Below are 14,021 nucleotides of genomic sequence, written 5' to 3' on the forward strand. Positions count from 1 at the left end.
AAATCAACTACTCACAATTCACTACTCGCCACTTACTGTTCAACCTAAACAATCCCCATCCGGTTTGAATCAAGCTTTACCAGCACAAAAATAAGCATGGTGAAATTCAGCAGGGAAGAACCGCCATAGCTGATCATCGGCAAAGGTATACCGATAACCGGGGCGAGCCCTATCGTTGTGGCGATGTTAATGATAACGTGAAAAAAGATGATCGACGCCACGCCATATCCATAAATTCTTGAAAACGGCGATCGCTGTCTTTCCGCTAAGAAAATAATCCTCAATACTAAAAATAAATACAGACCCAAAACCACCACCGAGCCTGCAAAGCCCCACTCCTCGCCTACCGTACAGAAAATAAAATCAGTACTTTGGGCAGGTACAAATGAGTATTTGGTTTGTGTGCCATGTAAATATCCTTTCCCCCAAAACTTACCTGAACCAATAGCAATTTTTGATTGGTTTACATTATAACCTTGCCCCCTCGGATCGCTTTTAATGCCCAATACAATATCAATACGAACCTTTTGATGGGGCTGCAAAACGTGATTGTAGATAAATTTAACGGAAAATACAAAGGCTATGCAAATAGCCAGACCCGTAATCATAGCAACAACAAGCCGCCTGTTTTTGCGGAATAAAGCAATAATCAGCAGCGCCACTAACGAAATTACAGCAACAACATATATAGGGGTATATAATATTGAGGTAAGAAAAAGAATAATAAACAGTGCGCTGATAACCAGGAAATATGGCGAAAGCCCCTCGCGATACAAAACAAAGATCAACGAATAAAAAACAAGCGTTGAGCCCATATCCGGCTGCATCAGGATAAGAAGCATAGGTACGCCTATAATAGCGCCTGCGGTTAAAAATGAGCGCCACTCAGTTATCCTTACATTAGTTGCACTTAAGTACCTGGCAAGTAACAGGCACGTGGTAAACTTTGCAAACTCGGATGGCTGCAGTTTAAAGCCGCCGCCTAATGATATCCAGGCAGCATTGCCGCCAACGCTGCGCCCTACTACCAGTACCAGCAATAGCAACAAAAGCGTTATGCCATAAAAAGCCGGGGCAAGGGCTGTTATAAACCTGCTTTCGAGCAACAGGATAACAATACCAATGACAAGGGAAATAAGAATGTATAATAATTGTTTACTGTAATCGGTTTTAAAGTCCAATATACCTGGGTGCCGCTCATCAAAAACAGCGGAATGAATATTAAACCAACCGATAGTACAAAGGGCCAGGTAAATAAATACCGTTACCCAATCCACATTAAAAAAGAAACTGCGCTGGTTATTCATTTTCTTTACGTATAGGTTGTGCAGCCAAAAACCGGGTTAAAGAATCTTTTTTATTTTTTGCAGCCGCGCTTTTAGCTCCTTTAAGCTTCCTGCTTACGGAGTCCTGCATTCTTTTTTTAATGCTATCGGCTTTTAACGCTTTTCTTCTGTTAAAGGAATTGCTGTGCAGGTAGGTGGCAGAATCAGGTAAACGGGTAGCATTCGCATAATAATCTACGGTTATGCCTGACTCCCGCTGGCTAATGCTTCCCTTTAAATATTTTTCGACAATAAAACTTGCAATCGGCGCGGCCCAATGCGCACCTTCGCCCGAGTTTTCTACCACTACGGCGATGGCTATTTTAGGATGATCGCGCGGGGCGAAAGCAACAAATACAGAATGTGACTCGCCATGCGGATTTTGCGCCGTTCCGGTTTTACCACACATAACAATACCTGGTATTTTCGACTTGATGGCTGTTCCTTTGTCAACTACCGCCTGCATTCCATTGATAACCGGTTGAAAATATTGCGAATCTATCCCAACATAATTTCTAACTGTATATTCCTTTTTTATGACATTTTGTTCGCCTATCGCTTTAATCAAATGCGGTTTATAATAATAGCCTTCGTTTGCTATGGTACATTCAAGGTTTGCCAGTTGCAAGGGTGTTGCCAATAGCTCCCCCTGGCCAATGGCAAGGGAAATAATGGTACTGGAGCGCCATCCACCTTTTTTGTAAACATTATCGTAATGTAGTGGCGTGGGGATATTACCTCTGCTTTCACCTGGCATATCCAAACCAAGTTTCGATCCTAAGCCAAATTTACCAACGTTATTGCGCCAGTTAGCAAATGTAGCGTCTGTTTTCTTCGCCCCGTTCCTGTCCATGATCTTTTGGAAAACCATTGAAAAATAGCCGTTGCATGAAAGCGCAACTGCACTGCTTAAATTCACCAGGCCGTGCGCCTCACCGTTGTTACAAGGAATTTTCCTGTTACCCGCCTTGTAATATCCAGGGCAATAATAGGTGGTACCCGGATCAATAATACCCTCCTGTAAAGCAATCAGTGCGCTCAGTGGCTTAAAGGACGACCCCGGAGGATATTTCGCCTGGATGGGCCTGATGAAAAACGGATCAAACGGATCTTTATAAATTCTGGCTGCATTGTTGCCGCGTTCGCGGCCAACCATCAGGTTAGGATCATACGTTGGGCTGCTTACATAGCAGAGTATTTCACCCGTAGAGGGTTCAATAGCCACTATACTACCCAACTTATTTTTCATCAATTTTTCGCCTAATTTTTGGATGTCAATATCCAATGATGAAGTTAAACGCTGACCGGCTACCGCTGCGGTATCAAACATACCGTTTGCATAACGCCCCTTTGGTTTACCGCGCGAATCGACCATCAGGTTTTCAACACCCCGCTGCCCTCTCAAAACTGTTTCGTACGATTTTTCAACGCCGGTGATCCCGATATAGTCGCCGGCATGGTAGTAGCCTCCAGAGCGTTTGATATCCCGGTCCTGTGCCTCGCCGATATAACCTAAAAACTGCGCGGCAACTGAATCGGGATAAGTGCGCAAATAACGTGGGGTTGAATAAAAGCCAGGGAATTCTGATAGCCGCTCCTGCAAAGACGCATACGTGGTTACCGAAATTTGCTTTTCGAACGGTGAGGATAAAGTAGGCGAGTATTTCATTGCCTTTTGCCATTGCTTGTCAAACTCCTGGCGGCTAATTCCCAATAATCTGCAAAACTCTGTTGTGTCAAATGGTTTAACCTGTTTAGGGCTCACCATAATATCGTAAAAAGGGACATTTTGAACAAGAATTTTTCCGTTTCGGTCTAAAATCGGGCCGCGGGCCGGGTTATGGATGATCTCCCTGCGAACGTTATTACTCGCGTAAATAGCATAACGGGGGTCGATAACCTGTATATAAAATAGCCTGGCTAAAAGGATGATAATGATGGTTAAAAAAATCCCGGTAATTACATACCTCCGCTCAAAAAAACTATTCATTTCCGCTCTTTCTTTCTGAAAAATATTAAACCTGTAATTAAAATCAAAAATACGGTAAATAGCGAACTGAGTAAAAAGCGGCCTATAATATATGGCAATCCGGAAATGCTAAATGATTCGATAAGAAACAGGAAAAAATGGTGAACCAGGGTTAACGTTATAACATACGTAGAAAACCACCTGAGGCCCTTATTGCTGAGTGTTGGTTCCGGTTCGTTGTCAAAACCATCCTTCTGAACGGTAACGCTGATAAAAAAGATACGCACTAAAGCAAGTATCACACATGCTGATGCGTGCAGACCGGGCGTATCATAAAAAGCATCGATGGTGAGCCCGGTAATAAACGCCAATACAAATAAAAGCACATTGGGTATTTCAAACGGCAGCAGCAGGATAAACAAAATATAAAGGAACGGCGTAGATAAATTATACAGGGTCATGTTTTTCAATAGAAAAACCTGTATAAAAACTAAAACAAAAAACCTTAACAGGTTAATAAAAATGCTTTTACTCATCCTTTTTTTGCCGGGCCTCCAGGGCTTCCTGTTCTTTTGAAAACTTATTATCCACTACATTAACGTACTCCAGTTTACTGAAATCAACTGAAAGGGTTATTTCCATATTTAATGAATACCCCCCGCCTTTTGTACGAAGGCTGCTTATTTTACCAATGGGCACGCCTTCCGGAAAAAGTGAATAGCCCGAAGTTACCACCCATTCTCCTACCCTGGGCCGGGCATTGTTTGATACGTCCTTAAGGATACCTTTATGCGGGTCCATATCATCACTCCACTCTACATGGCCTATTTCTTTGTTATCGGCCAGCATGGCGCTAAACTGCGAATCCTTGTGCAATAACGATTGAACAAGAGAAAAATGGTCAGATACAAATACTACCTTCCCAACAATTCCTTTGTTACAGATAACCCCCATTCCTTTTGCGATGCCTTGCTTGCTGCCCTTGTTAATGGTAAGGTAATTATTGTTGTGGTTAACTGAATTATTGATCACCCTGGCTACGATGTAATCATATTGTTGTTTATAAACCGTATCGGTAACCTTATGCTTTGTAACGGTGTCGGCATAAAACGAAGACTTCAGGGTGTTACGCAAATGAGCATTTTCACGTGCAAGGCTGTCATTAACTTCTTTCAGGGAAAGATAGCTGTAAAACTCATCGGCCCTGGCATAGAGCCCCCCGGTAACTTTGTTTGCTGAGTTAATAAATTCTGCCCGCTGAAAGGAATTGTTTTTTACGTAGATAACAAGGGAGGTGACCTCGAAAATGAGGAACAAAAAAAATGCGTTGTACTTACTGATAAATATCCAGAGGTTACGCATGGTTAGAGATTAGTTGATTAGTTAATTAGAGATTAGTTAAAAATCAAACGTATTAATTAGGGATTAGAGATTAGGTTTATGATCTGCCTGTTTTCTTAAAAAGTTGATATATCCGTTTATCATTTTCATACACTCCTCACAATCTTCTTTAAAAGAATTAAATACTTTTACTTCAATTATGTTATTATCCATAGCAATATAAAGATGATCTATTGTCTCTGCTGCTGAGCCGCGTGCATTTAGCAGGAATTTCGCCGCGTCGGCGTAATGAAATCGCCCATGTCCTTCAGCTATGTTATTTCCTATTGAACGGGAGGATCGAATGATTTGATCACTCAACCTATATTTCTCCTCAGCGGGGAATGACTTCACCAATTCTGTTATCTTATTTCGTAAAATTCTCGCCTTCTTCCAAACTTCCAAATCTTCAAAAGAACTCATATCTAAAATTCAAAAAATAAGTTGAATATCGAAATCAACTTTAAACAGCATTAAAGAACTAATCTCTAATTAACTAATCTCTGGTCTCTAATCCCTATTGCATTAAAAATTTAAAATTACCGATGTTTTTAAGCGCTGTTCCGGTACCGCGTACTACGGCACGCAGCGGATCTTCGGCCACGTGAACCGGCAGTTTGGTTTTCGCGGCTATACGTTTGTCGAGGCCGCGCAACAGTGCGCCACCACCGGTTAAGTAGATCCCGGTTTGATATATATCCGCCGATAATTCGGGCGGGGTAATTTCAAGTGCTTTTAATATCGCTTCCTCAATTTTTGAGATAGATTTGTCCAAACAATGTGCGATCTCAGAATAAGAAAGCATGATCTGTTTCGGTACGCCTGTCATCAGGTCGCGGCCCTGCACAGCAAAGTCGGCCGGCGGATCAGCCAATTCTGGTAATGCGGCACCAACTTCAATTTTAACTTTTTCGGCAGTACGGTCGCCGATCATAATATTATGCTGGCGGCGGATATATTGTACAATGTCTGAGTCGAAATTATCACCTGCTACGCGGATGGACTGGTCGCAAACAATACCCGAAAGGGCTATTACCGCAATCTCTGTTGTACCACCACCAATATCAATGATCATGTTGCCCATTGGCTCTTCAACGTCAATACCGATACCTACGGCAGCTGCCATTGGCTCATGGATCAGGTAAACCTCTTTAGCGCCGGCAATTTCGGCCGAGTCGCGCACGGCGCGTTTTTCCACTTCGGTAATACCTGATGGGATGCAGATCACCATACGTAAAGAAGGGAAAAACCATCCTTTGCCCTGGTTGATCATTTTGATCATCCCGCGGATCATGTGCTCTGCTGCGTTAAAGTCAGCGATCACACCATCTTTCAGGGGGCGAACCGTACGGATATTATCGTGCGTTTTGCCTTCCATCTGCATGGCTTGCCTGCCAATGGCAATTACTTTATTGGTTGTTCTGTCGAACGCTACTATCGAAGGTTCATCAACAACTACTTTGTCATTATGTATTATGAGGGTATTTGCGGTACCTAAATCAATCGCGATTTCTTGTGTAAAAAATTAAATAGACCCATTTGGTTTAAATTTATTATGACACGAATTTCACGAATGTAAGCTAATTTTCACGAATGATTTGCATTAGTTGATGCAACGTGATATTTATTTCCATTTCCTAAAATTCCTGTCCACTCTTATAAATTCGTGTTAGTTAGTGTCCCGATAAACCCGGGATTAATGTTTAAAATGCCGTATCCCTGTAGTTACCATCGAGATGTTTTTTTCGTCGCACATTGCAACCGAAAGCTTATCGTTTATTGACCCACCTGGTTGTAAAACAGCTGTAATGCCGGCCTCTGCCGCCAACTCAACGCAATCAGGGAAAGGGAAAAAAGCATCTGATGCCATCACCGCCCCATTCAGGTCGAAACCAAAACTATGCGCTTTAATAACCGCTTGTTTTAATGAATCAACCCTTGAGGTTTGCCCAACACCGCTTGACATTAACTGGTTATTTTTCGCAAAAACTATGGTATTTGATTTGGTATGTTTTACCACTTTATTTGCAAAAAACAGATCCTTCATTTCATGTTCGGTAGGTTTCCTGTTGGTTACTGCTGTCATTAGTTCCGGCCCTTCTATCGTTGCGTCCTTGTCCTGCTCAATTACCCCGTTAAGCAATGTTTTAAATTGTTTGGCGGGTAACAGCACCTGCTGGCGGACCAGTATAATACGGTTCTTTTTCTCTTTTAGTATAGCCACTGCTTCATCAGTAAATGCCGGCGCTATTAAAACCTCGTAAAATATTTTACTGATCTCGGTAGCGGTTTCAGCATCAATCTCATCATTGGCAATAATTACACCGCCAAAAGCCGATACGGGGTCGCAAGCCAGCGCATCAATCCAGGCTTCTTTAATAAAATTGCGCGAAGCGATGCCGCATGCGTTGGTATGTTTTAATATAGCAATGGTTGGCTCGGTAAATTCGTCGATCAAAGCCACTGCTGCGTCAACATCTACCAGGTTATTGTAGGATAATTCCTTACCATGCAATTTGGTAAACATGGCATCCAGGTCGCCGTAAAAAACACCTTTCTGGTGCGGGTTTTCGCCGTAGCGCAACACCTGGCTGGTTTGAATGCTTTCCTTAAATACCGGCAACTGCTCTTCCTGGTTAAAATACTGGAAGATGGCAGTATCGTAATGTGATGATATATTAAAAGCTTTATTGGCAAAAGCCCGGCGCTGATCGATAGTGGTGGCCCCATTCTGCGCTTTCAGGATATTTTCCAGTTCAGAATAGTCTTGTTTCGATGCAACGATCACCACATCTTTAAAATTTTTGGCTGCTGCACGGATCAGTGAAATACCACCGATATCAATTTTCTCAATGATCTCAGCTTCTTCAGCATTTGATTTTACGGTTTCTTCAAAAGGGTAAAGATCAACAATCACCAGGTCGATCTCGGGGATTTCGTATTGTGCCAATTGCTGTTCATCGCCTTCAAAATTCCTGCGGGCTAAAATACCCCCGAATACCTTGGGATGCAGGGTTTTAACACGACCACCTAAGATTGAAGGATACGAAGTAAGGTCCTCAACGGCGATTACATCAACCCCTAAATTGCGGATAAAAGTTTCGGTTCCACCGGTGGAATATATATTAACCCCAAGGCGGTTTAACTCATGGATTATAGGCTCTAAATTATCTTTGTAATAAACTGATATTAAAGCGTTTTTTATTTGAACAGATTGGCTCATCTACAGCTAAATTTTGAGCCGCAAAGGTAAGGATTTGTGTTCAGAGATTGGGAGTTAGCCGGTAGTTTTTTTTTGATTGGAATTTCTCTGATTTTATTTTGATTTCGCCGATTGTTAATTTGTGGTTTAGTACAAATTACAGGGCTTTTTCAAAAAGGGAAAATCGTCCTACAAAGTGAGTATTAGCTAAAAATTTAATCTTTCTTCGGCTGCACAATCACAAACACGTCCTCGTTATCCTTTTTCATCAGGTATTTTTCGCGGGCAAATTTCTCCAGCTCTTTGGGATTTGAGTCGAGTTCGTTCAAATCCTTGTATACCTTGGCGGTTTCTTTTTGGTAGAAATCACGCTCTTGTTTCAATTTGCTTACCTGCTGGTAATACTGGTATTGCGAGAACAGGTCGTTCTTGTCAAAAAATATCATGAATACCACAAATGCCAGGGCAACCAGGAAATATTTATTCCGAAAAAGGTTAAACAAGCGTATCATGGCAACAAATTTAAAATATTATTTAAAACTATTTAAAAATGATGGTTTGTGCAAGTGGGGTTATTAACTTTTCAACAAGTAGTTGATTAGGTTGATTAAGTGAGTTGTTGATTAGGTTAACAACTATTGTATAAACCTAATCAACTATTCACCAATCTCTAATCACTAACCCCTACCTCCTCCTGTCACGACTCCCGCTCCGGGCGCCGCTCAGGCCGCTTGCGCCACCCCGGTTGGCATTGCCAAAACCGCGACCGCGTTTAGGGCCACCAGAGTTATGGCCGCCACCGCCCGAACCTTTTTTTGCGCCGCCGGCTGCTTTTGCAACAATGCTTTGCGGGCTCATGGGGTATGGGTGTGCTTCCTCGACAGGGATCTGCTTGCCGATCAGTTTATGGATATCCTGTAAAAATTCAATTTCTTCCTCGTCGCAAAACGAAAGTGCTATTCCGTTTAACCCGGCACGGCCCGTACGGCCAATCCTGTGCACATAGGTTTCAGGGATGTTGGGCAGTTCGTAGTTAATTACGTGTGTCAGTTCATCAATATCAATACCGCGGGCCGCAATGTCAGTTGCAATCAAAACACGGGTGGTACGGTTCTTAAAATTACTTAAGGCCCTTTGGCGTGCATTTTGCGATTTATTGCCGTGTATGGCCTCGGCAGTGATGCCAACGCGTACCAGGTCTTTTACTACCTTATCGGCGCCGTGTTTGGTGCGGGTAAATACCAGGGCATTTTTAATGGCCTTATCTTTTAATACATGCAGCAATAAGGATTTTTTATCCGATTTCTCTACATAAAATAAAGCCTGCTGTATCGTATCCGCAGTAGATGATACCGGGGTAACTTCCACCTTTTCGGGTTTGGTTAGTATGGTATTGGCCAGCTGCTGGATCTCGTTCGGCATGGTAGCCGAGAAAAACAAGGTTTGCCTTTTGGCGGGTACCTTGGCTATGATCTTTTTAACATCATGTACAAAGCCCATATCCAGCATACGGTCGGCTTCATCCAGTACCAGCATCCGGATATGCTCCAGGTGTACAAAGCGCTGGTTCATCAGGTCAAGCAGGCGGCCTGGAGTGGCAACCAAAATATCTACGCCCCTTCTTAAAGCATCAGTTTGCGGATTTTGCGAAACGCCGCCAAAAATCACCATATGTTTTAACCCAGTGTGCTTGCCATAAGCGGCAAAACTTTCATCAATCTGGATGGCCAGCTCGCGGGTTGGGGTAAGGATAAGTGCTTTAATGGTTTTTTGTTCCTTGTGCTGCAGCCTGTCCTGGTATAATAACTGCAGGATGGGGATTGCGAAGGCGGCCGTTTTACCGGTGCCTGTTTGGGCGCAACCCAGCAGGTCGCGGTTTTGTAATATAATGGGGATAGCTTGTTCCTGTATAGGGGTTGGGGTGGTATATCCCTCTGTTTTCAGAGCACGTAAAATCGGCTCAATTAATTTTAAATCTTCGAATGACATGTAATTATTGTAAATGTTTGCTAACGCGAAGCATAAGCGGGGATCTGAAGTATTTTTCGGTGATCAACCTTAAGCGAAACGGTAATTATTCGCAAAGATACGTTTTTTATTTGGGAAGTTGTTTTTTGTAACCAAAAGCTACAGGGTGAAAATTACGATGATGATTTGCTTAGTGAATAAAAGGGACATGGGTGAGGTGTAGTGAGGTTATGTTTTTTAGTAAAAAAGGGGTGATTAGAAAGATTTATGGAGGTAAACTATATTAAGATTGGGTCAAACTTTTTATTTTGGGCGTTGCCTGCGGCCGGGCTGTACGCTCATACGCCTGCAGGCCTTACGCACAGTGGCCGGTATCCGCTCCCATCCCTAACGCAAAAAATTCTAATAATCAACCTGTGCCTTTAATCGATTGATTTTCCTAAGCTATGCTGGCTTCGCGGCTTGCATCTTTCAACAATTCGCTAATGATAAAGTCTTGCGCGTTTTCTTCAAATTCATCCCGAAATTGACTGCCGATTTTCCCATATTCGATATCAAGAATTTCGCCGAAATCTTTGGCATTTCTTATTGATTCATTCTTATCCATCTTGAAAATATTATTAAATCTGCTCGCCGGTTGGCGTTTCTGTTTTTACACCCTCTTCCGGCTTCTTTTTAAACCATGCATGCAACAGGATCATAAATGTACCCGCCATAATGGACATATCGGCCACGTTAAATATACCTGTTTGAAAGATGACAAAATTAATGTGCAAAAAGTCGGTTACCGAGCCGTGCATGATCCGGTCGTAAATATTGCCAATGCCGCCGCCAACGATGAGGATAATACCTACTAAAGTTACCCGGTTAAGGTCGGTTTTGGTGAAAATATAATAAAGGCCAAAAAGCACTGCTAATAAGGGTAGTATATTGAGTAAAACATTTCTTAAGGGTCCCTTAAGATTGTCGCCTAAACTTAAAAATGCGCCTGAATTTTCGACCCTGGTGATGGTGATATGGTTATGCAGGTAGCCAACCCAGTCATAATATTCAAATTTATGCCTGATGATGGCCTTGGTACCCTGGTCGCAACCAATGTTTACTGCAAGAAGGAGTATAATAAGAAGCGTTCTGCCTAACCGGGATGATTTCATTTTCTGTCTGAACCGGAATTTCACCGATTGCCTGGATTTAAAGGATGCAAATATAGAGCACAGATTTTACTGATTTCTTTAATTCCCCTGATTTTTAAAAAAAACAAGAAGCCGACCCTATAGCCGGCTTCTATTAATTCGTGAAATTCGATTTAATTCGTAAATGTTCGTACTTAAATCAATTCGTGAAAATTCGCACTTATTCGTGAAAATTAGTGCAAAAATTCTGTTAGCGGTTTTTAAAGTATTTAAAATCTTTACCGATAAATTTCGCGCTATCACCCAATTCTTCTTCAATACGCAGTAACTGGTTGTATTTCGCGATCCTGTCAGACCGTGAAGCTGAACCTGTTTTTATCTGGCCGCAATTTAAAGCAACCGCTAAATCAGCGATGGTTGAATCTTCAGTTTCGCCCGAACGGTGGCTCATTACCGAAGTATAGCCATTGGTTTGCGCCAAAGTTACCGCGTTAATGGTTTCAGTTAAGGTACCTATCTGGTTTACTTTTACAAGGATGGAGTTTGCAGTGTCTTCATCAATACCTCTTTGTAAGCGTTTTACATTGGTAACAAACAAATCATCACCAACCAACTGAACTTTGCTGCCAATTTTGTCGGTCAATAATTTCCAGCCTTCCCAATCGTCCTCAGCCATACCGTCTTCGATGGAAATAACCGGGTACTTTGCTGCCAATTGAGCCAGGTAATCAGCTTGTTCAGCACTGGTGCGGATAGCACCTTTTTCGCCTTCAAATTTGGTATAGTCGTATTTTCCGTTTACGTAAAATTCAGATGCAGCGCAATCAAATGCCAGGCAAATATCTACACCTGGTTTGTAACCTGCTTTTTCAATCGCTTTCAAAATGGTTTCAACACCGTCTTCGGTGCTGTCAAAAGTTGGCGCAAAACCACCTTCATCACCAACAGCAGTTGAAAGGCCCCTGTCATGCAATATCTTTTTCAAATTGTGGAATACTTCGGCACCCCAGCGTAACGCTTCTGAAAAAGAAGGCGCGCCAACCGGCATGATCATAAATTCCTGGAACGCGATAGGTGCATCAGAGTGTGAACCGCCATTAACAATGTTCATCATCGGGATGGGCAAAGTATTTGCGTTAACGCCTCCAATGTAGCGGTAAAGTGGCTGGCGGCTTTCCTGGGCGGCAGCTTTCGCAACCGCTAAAGAAACGCCTAAAATAGCATTGGCGCCTAATTTCCCTTTGTTTTCGGTACCGTCAAGTTCAATCATCAGTTTATCGATGGCGTTTTGTTCAAACACATCAAGTCCCTGCAATTCTTTGGCAATTATATCATTTACGTTAGCAACGGCTTTTAGGACGCCTTTGCCCATATATTTGGTTTTATCATTGTCACGAAGCTCCACCGCTTCGTGTACTCCCGTTGATGCGCCGGAAGGTACTGCGGCGCGGCCAAGTGCGCCATTTTCGGTTAAAACATCTACTTCAATAGTAGGGTTGCCGCGCGAATCAAGGATCTGGCGGGCATGTACGTCAATAATTAAGCTCATTGGGATTGGTATTTGTCAATTTAAATATCCTTAGTGTAATTAGTACACTATATCATATAGTTTTCAAATATACAACTTCCGCTATATATGTGTAAAGATTTCACAGATTGTTTTGTGATTTCACTGATTATTAACAATTATTTAAAGTGACGGGGCTAATTTTTGAATCTTGTAAATTGCGGCCTTAATTTACACGTACGAATTATAAATATGATGCTTAATCAATCCCCTCCATATTAACATTTAAATGCCAAAAAGCCGCGCATTCGCATGGCACCATATTGCACATCACCTATTCCCACTTAAAAGTTTTCACCGCAACCGCGTAAACAATGATAAACCAGATCCCGATGATCAACAGATCGTGGGTTACATCTCCAAGACCTGCACCTTCAAAGGCTACATCGCGCATGGCTTTATTCAAATAGGTTAACGGCAAAATATTACTCAGCCACTGCAGCCAGGTTGGGAAAGCGGTGGTGGCAAAAAAGGTACCTGACAGTAAGAATTGAGGCATCGTTATAATATTGGACAGCGGCGGAACAGCGCTTTCATTTTTGGCAATGCCGGATATAATAAAGCCGAAGCCCATAAAAACGATCAGGCCTAAAGCTGACAGGATCAGCATATTGATTACCGTAGTAACGCCATGGATAAGCGTAAACCCGAAAAAGTAGTGACCAACGAGGATGATAAACAAAGCCCCGATCCACGAAAAAACCAGGCGGGCCAATGCTTCGCCCAAAACAATGCTGTATTTTTTTACCGGGGTGGCAAAAAAACGTTTGATCACCAGGGTTAAACGCAGGCTGAGGAACACAAATGCCGTCCCGAAAACACCACTGCTCAATAATGAAAAGCCAAGCATCCCGGGAAGTAAAAAGTCGATGTATTTATATTCGCGGCCATGAATAGTGGATTCTTTCAATTCAGCGATTGGTTCGGCCTGCGTATTATGGCGGCTATTGATCTCAAAAAACATACTATTTAACATGGACCGCAGCACACCATCTTTTTGAGCCGAAGCAGTGGTATACTGTATATTCAGCGTATAATAGGGAGGTATTGTGCTCGTCTTCACATCAATTATAGCATCAATATTGCCTTTTGAAAGGTTTTTATTCATTTCCGTTGCCGACTGATCCTTTATCAGGTGAATAGCCGGGGTATGTGCTAAACGCTGGTAAAGCGAATCGGATTTACTGGTATCGCAGGTTTTGGCGACGCCCACATCCATTTTCAACCCGCCGCCGCCAATATTGGCAAAAACAACGATAAATATTAAAGGGAAAGCCAAACTAAACACCACCGCCGAAGGGCTGCGGATAATGGAACGGAAACTGGCTTTGGCGATTGCAAGGGTTGCTTTTGTATTATTATATTTCTTCATTATGTTGGTTCAATAGTTCACTGGTTCATTAGTTCATTGGTGAGGCGTCGCAGAATTACAAATGGGTAGTGCAAAATGCCTGCAAAAAACCGCCAACTTCTTCTC

The 14,021-nt window shown here is 42.5% G+C and carries 12 protein-coding genes and 1 pseudogene; all 13 read right to left on the bottom strand.

Translation table 11 applies throughout. From position 1 onward, the window contains the following. Positions 1-44: 44 nt before the first annotated feature. The 13 genes and pseudogenes from rodA to MgSA37_RS19875 all read right to left on the bottom strand — a co-directional run bounded on the left by rodA (position 45) and on the right by MgSA37_RS19875 (position 13,916). Positions 45-1,307 carry a rod shape-determining protein RodA gene (gene rodA, locus MgSA37_RS19820; RefSeq protein ID WP_096354378.1) on the bottom strand — a complete coding sequence of 421 codons (1,263 nt, stop codon included), beginning with the start codon at positions 1,305-1,307 and terminating at the stop codon, positions 45-47. Then, on the bottom strand, positions 1,300-3,315 hold the full coding sequence (gene mrdA / locus MgSA37_RS19825; RefSeq protein ID WP_096354379.1) for a penicillin-binding protein 2: 2,016 nt from the start codon (positions 3,313-3,315) through the stop codon (positions 1,300-1,302). Before mrdA ends, rodA begins: the two co-directional genes overlap by 8 nt. Then, a complete protein-coding gene (gene mreD / locus MgSA37_RS19830; protein ID WP_096354381.1) occupies positions 3,312-3,830 on the bottom strand; it encodes a rod shape-determining protein MreD in 519 nt (172 codons plus the stop codon). Before mreD ends, mrdA begins: the two co-directional genes overlap by 4 nt. Continuing rightward, positions 3,823-4,656, bottom strand: a complete 834-nt coding sequence (mreC, locus tag MgSA37_RS19835) for a rod shape-determining protein MreC (protein ID WP_096354383.1) — start codon at positions 4,654-4,656, stop codon at positions 3,823-3,825. Before mreC ends, mreD begins: the two co-directional genes overlap by 8 nt. A gap of 63 nt (positions 4,657-4,719) precedes the next feature. Then, positions 4,720-5,097 carry a four helix bundle protein gene (locus tag MgSA37_RS19840; RefSeq protein WP_096354384.1) on the bottom strand — a complete coding sequence of 126 codons (378 nt, stop codon included), beginning with the start codon at positions 5,095-5,097 and terminating at the stop codon, positions 4,720-4,722. 94 nt (positions 5,098-5,191) lie between these two features. Continuing rightward, positions 5,192-6,213: pseudogene (locus MgSA37_RS19845) on the bottom strand (rod shape-determining protein). A 157-nt stretch (positions 6,214-6,370) separates the two neighbouring features. Next, entirely contained in the window at positions 6,371-7,897 is a 1,527-nt protein-coding gene (purH, locus tag MgSA37_RS19850; protein ID WP_096354387.1) for a bifunctional phosphoribosylaminoimidazolecarboxamide formyltransferase/IMP cyclohydrolase, read from the bottom strand. 194 nt (positions 7,898-8,091) lie between these two features. Next, positions 8,092-8,388, bottom strand: coding sequence for an FtsB family cell division protein (locus MgSA37_RS19855; protein WP_096354389.1), 297 nt, complete (start codon positions 8,386-8,388; stop codon positions 8,092-8,094). A 172-nt stretch (positions 8,389-8,560) separates the two neighbouring features. Further along, complete coding sequence (locus tag MgSA37_RS19860; RefSeq protein WP_096354391.1) at positions 8,561-9,865, bottom strand: DEAD/DEAH box helicase; 1,305 nt, start codon at positions 9,863-9,865, stop codon at positions 8,561-8,563. A gap of 418 nt (positions 9,866-10,283) precedes the next feature. After that, the gene (locus MgSA37_RS28360; protein ID WP_157750650.1) at positions 10,284-10,451 is read right to left on the bottom strand and encodes a hypothetical protein; all 168 of its coding nucleotides are present in this window, start codon (positions 10,449-10,451) and stop codon (positions 10,284-10,286) included. A gap of 13 nt (positions 10,452-10,464) precedes the next feature. Then, positions 10,465-10,998: a signal peptidase II gene (gene lspA / locus MgSA37_RS19865; RefSeq protein WP_096357613.1), complete on the bottom strand. Its 534-nt coding sequence runs from the start codon at positions 10,996-10,998 to the stop codon at positions 10,465-10,467. 229 nt (positions 10,999-11,227) lie between these two features. Then, entirely contained in the window at positions 11,228-12,526 is a 1,299-nt protein-coding gene (eno, locus tag MgSA37_RS19870) for a phosphopyruvate hydratase (RefSeq protein ID WP_096354393.1), read from the bottom strand. A 292-nt stretch (positions 12,527-12,818) separates the two neighbouring features. Then, positions 12,819-13,916: an ABC transporter permease gene (locus MgSA37_RS19875; protein ID WP_221199458.1), complete on the bottom strand. Its 1,098-nt coding sequence runs from the start codon at positions 13,914-13,916 to the stop codon at positions 12,819-12,821. Between the last annotated feature and the right edge of the window lie 105 nt (positions 13,917-14,021).

This window comes from Mucilaginibacter gotjawali, assembly GCF_002355435.1.
GTDB lineage: Bacteria > Bacteroidota > Bacteroidia > Sphingobacteriales > Sphingobacteriaceae > Mucilaginibacter > Mucilaginibacter gotjawali.

Excerpts from the sequence above, each read along its gene's own strand:
- MgSA37_RS19875 (WP_221199458.1), bottom strand. The coding sequence starts at position 13,916 with ATGAAGAAATATAATAATACAAAAGCAACCCTTGCAATCGCCAAAGCC.
- MgSA37_RS19840 (WP_096354384.1), bottom strand. The coding sequence starts at position 5,097 with ATGAGTTCTTTTGAAGATTTGGAAGTTTGGAAGAAGGCGAGAATTTTA.
- MgSA37_RS19860 (WP_096354391.1), bottom strand. The coding sequence starts at position 9,865 with ATGTCATTCGAAGATTTAAAATTAATTGAGCCGATTTTACGTGCTCTG.
- purH (WP_096354387.1), bottom strand. The coding sequence starts at position 7,897 with ATGAGCCAATCTGTTCAAATAAAAAACGCTTTAATATCAGTTTATTAC.
- eno (WP_096354393.1), bottom strand. The coding sequence starts at position 12,526 with ATGAGCTTAATTATTGACGTACATGCCCGCCAGATCCTTGATTCGCGC.
- mreC (WP_096354383.1), bottom strand. The coding sequence starts at position 4,656 with ATGCGTAACCTCTGGATATTTATCAGTAAGTACAACGCATTTTTTTTG.
- MgSA37_RS28360 (WP_157750650.1), bottom strand. The coding sequence starts at position 10,451 with ATGGATAAGAATGAATCAATAAGAAATGCCAAAGATTTCGGCGAAATT.
- lspA (WP_096357613.1), bottom strand. The coding sequence starts at position 10,998 with ATGAAATCATCCCGGTTAGGCAGAACGCTTCTTATTATACTCCTTCTT.
- mreD (WP_096354381.1), bottom strand. The coding sequence starts at position 3,830 with ATGAGTAAAAGCATTTTTATTAACCTGTTAAGGTTTTTTGTTTTAGTT.
- MgSA37_RS19855 (WP_096354389.1), bottom strand. The coding sequence starts at position 8,388 with ATGATACGCTTGTTTAACCTTTTTCGGAATAAATATTTCCTGGTTGCC.
- mrdA (WP_096354379.1), bottom strand. The coding sequence starts at position 3,315 with ATGAATAGTTTTTTTGAGCGGAGGTATGTAATTACCGGGATTTTTTTA.
- rodA (WP_096354378.1), bottom strand. The coding sequence starts at position 1,307 with ATGAATAACCAGCGCAGTTTCTTTTTTAATGTGGATTGGGTAACGGTA.